We start from the raw sequence: 2,659 nt of genomic DNA, 5'->3' as shown, positions 1-2,659 counted from the left end.
AGGGTGGGCAGGGCGGACGGGCTGCGGGCGGGCAACCACGTCTGGCTATCCTGAGCCCATGCCCCGAACTCTGGACGACCTCACCTGGCCCCGCCGTACCGAGCGGCTCACCGTGGCCCGGCTGAGCCCGGAGGACGCGGACGTGGTGTGGGAGCTGAAGAGCGATCCTGCGCTGAACCGCTGGACCACCAGGGTCTACGCGACGCGGGAGGAGTTCCGGGCGGACTGGGACGCCCTCGTCACCACCCACCTGATGGCCCGCTGGGACGGGCGGCTCGCGGGCTATCTCATGGTCAAGCAGCAGGATGCCTGGTCCCAGGCGGACGTGGCGGAACGTGCCAGGGGGCAGCAGGTGGAGCTCGGCTGGGTGGTGGCGCCCTGGGCCCAGGGGCAAGGCATCGCCACGGAACTCGTGCGCGAGGGTCTGTCCATCGCGTTCGACATGGGCGTCCACCGGGTGGAGGCCAGCTGCTTCGCGGAGAACACCGGGTCCTGGAAGGTCATGGAAAAGGTGGGGATGCGGCGGGAGATCCACACCGTGAAGGAGTCCCTGCACCGGGACGGCCAGTGGCACGACGGCCTGGGGTACGCGATGCTCGCCGAGGAGCACCGCGAGCGGTGACCGACGAACGAACCGCCGGGCACGACTCCTCGTCCCCGGCGGTCTCGCGTTCGCCACAGGGAGGAACTACCGCCCCGCGTGCCCTCCCAGGGACAGCGGCGCGTGCCGGTTCACGTCCTTGTACAGCAGGTACCGGAACGGCTTGGGGCCGCCGGCGTAGCAGGCCTGCGGGCAGAAGGCGCGCAGCCACATGAAGTCGCCCTCCTGGACCTCCACCCAGTCCTCGTTGAGCCGGTACACGGCCTGGCCCTCCAGGACGTAGAGCCCGTGCTCCATCACGTGGGTCTCCGCGAACGGGATGATCCCGCCGGGCAGGAACGTCACGATGGTCACGTGCATGTCGTGGCGCAGGTCCCTCTGGTCCACGAAGCGGGTGGTGGCCCAGCGGCCCTCGGTCCCCGGCATGGGGGTGGGTTCGATCTCCTGCTCGTTGGTCACGAAGGACTCGGGCTTCTCCACGCCGGCGACCTTCTGGTACCGCTTGCGGATCCACATGAACCGGGTGTCCTGCGTGCCGGTGTTGTGCGCGGTCCACGTCTCCCCGGGGGCGATGAACGCGTACCCGCCGGGCTCCAGGGTATGGGTGTCGCCGTCCCCGGGTTCGTCGCCGAGGGTCAGCTCCAGGGAGCCCTCCATCACGAACAGCACGGCCTCCGCGTCCGGATCGTCCTCGGGCCGGTCGGAGCCGCCACCGGGAGCGACCTCCACGAGGTACTGCGAGAACGTCTCCGCGAAACCGGTCATGGGCCGCGCGAGCACCCACAGCCGTGTGTCCTCCCAGAACGGCAGGTAGGACGTCACGATGTCCCGCTGCGTGCCCCGCGGGATCACCGCGTACGCCTCCCGGAACATCGCCCGGTCGGTGAGCAGGTCCGTCTGCGGCGGGTGCCCGCCGTGGGTGGCCCAGTACGTGCGCTCGGTCATGCGATCTCTCCTGTCTCGGGGCTCATGCGGTCTGAGGCGCGGACGACGACGCCGCTGCGCCCGGGTTCGCCACAGCCCGCACCTTCGCGGGGTTCAGGCCGGCGGTGCGCAGCTCGTCCTCGCCCACCGCACCGCACAGCAATCCTCGCACCACATAGCGGGCCAGGGCACGGGCGGTCGCGGGCTCGTCCGCCACGTCTGCCGTCTCGATGCCGGGCACGGACCGCCCGGCGTACGCGACGAGGCGGCGTGCGGCGTCGTCGAACGCGCCCCGGTAGAACGCGTAGTTGGTGAGGTAGCGCGTGGGCAGCTGGTGGGCGTGCAGGTCCCAGCCCTGGTAGATGCCGCGCTCCAGGGACCGGCGCACCAGGCGTGCGTGCAGCGCCCAGGTCTCGCGGCGCTGCACGGGATCACCCACGGGCAGCCGGTTGGTGGAGCCGTCCGAGAGCCGCACCCCCGTGCCGGCCACGGCCACCTGCATCACGTTCTTGGCGTGGTCCGCGGCGGGGTGCTCCAAGGACTGGAACTGCCCCGAGATCCCCAGGGACGCCGAGTAGTCGTACGTGCCGTAGTGCAGCGCGGACACCCGGCCCTCCGCGGCGCGCAGCATGGCCGGGATGGGGCACGTGCCGTCAAGGCCCAGGATCATGGGCGCGGTCTCCATCTGGATCTCCAAGCGCAGCCGCCCGGCGGGCAGGCCGAGCGTCTCCTCGAACGAGGCACACGCCTCGACCATCACATGCACCTGCGCCACCGCAGAGACCTTCGGCAGCGTGAGCACCAGACCGGCGGGCAGACCGTCCTCGCTGATCCCCGCCTCCCGCAGACCGCCCTCGCGCACCAGCGTGCTCAGGAACAGGTCCAGGGTGCGCAGCCCGCGCGCCCGGGTGGGCGCCTCGAGGCACTTGAAGCGGATGCCCGCGAATGCCGGGGCGGCGGCCGCGCCCGAGGCGCGGTTCCGGGCGAACGCCGCCACCGTGCGGGCGGCGGCCACGGCATCCGCGTCCTCCTCGGCGTCCGGGCGCTCGCCGTAGCCGTCCTCCAGGTCCAGGCGCAGGTCCTCGACGGGCTCGGTGCGCAGCTTCTCCCGGACGCGCGCCACGAGATCGGGCG

Annotated in this window: 3 protein-coding genes; 1 reads left to right on the top strand and 2 read right to left on the bottom strand. The window is 71.8% G+C overall.

Translation table 11 applies throughout. The annotated features are described in order from the left end of the window. Positions 1-58 precede the first annotated feature (58 nt). Entirely contained in the window at positions 59-622 is a 564-nt protein-coding gene (locus tag CWC38_RS11495; protein ID WP_121846847.1) for a GNAT family N-acetyltransferase, read from the top strand. 66 nt (positions 623-688) lie between these two features. On the opposite strand, the gene CWC38_RS11490 is transcribed toward CWC38_RS11495, so the two are convergent. Continuing rightward, positions 689-1,546, bottom strand: coding sequence for a bifunctional allantoicase/(S)-ureidoglycine aminohydrolase (locus CWC38_RS11490; protein WP_121846846.1), 858 nt, complete (start codon positions 1,544-1,546; stop codon positions 689-691). Positions 1,547-1,568: 22 nt separating this feature from the next. Beyond that, positions 1,569-2,659: DUF6986 family protein (locus CWC38_RS11485; protein ID WP_121846845.1), on the bottom strand; the 1,091-nt coding region annotated here is incomplete at its 5' end.

The sequence above is a fragment of the Kocuria tytonicola genome, assembly GCF_003687455.1.
In the GTDB taxonomy this organism is placed as follows: Bacteria; Actinomycetota; Actinomycetes; order Actinomycetales; family Micrococcaceae; genus Kocuria; species Kocuria tytonicola.
The sequence above is the reverse complement of the archived record's forward strand: the minus strand, read 5'-3'. Positions and strand labels throughout refer to the sequence as shown.

Coding starts and splice junctions, on each gene's coding strand:
- CWC38_RS11490 (WP_121846846.1), bottom strand. CDS start 1,546: ATGACCGAGCGCACGTACTGGGCCACCCACGGCGGGCACCCGCCGCAG.
- CWC38_RS11495 (WP_121846847.1), top strand. CDS start 59: ATGCCCCGAACTCTGGACGACCTCACCTGGCCCCGCCGTACCGAGCGG.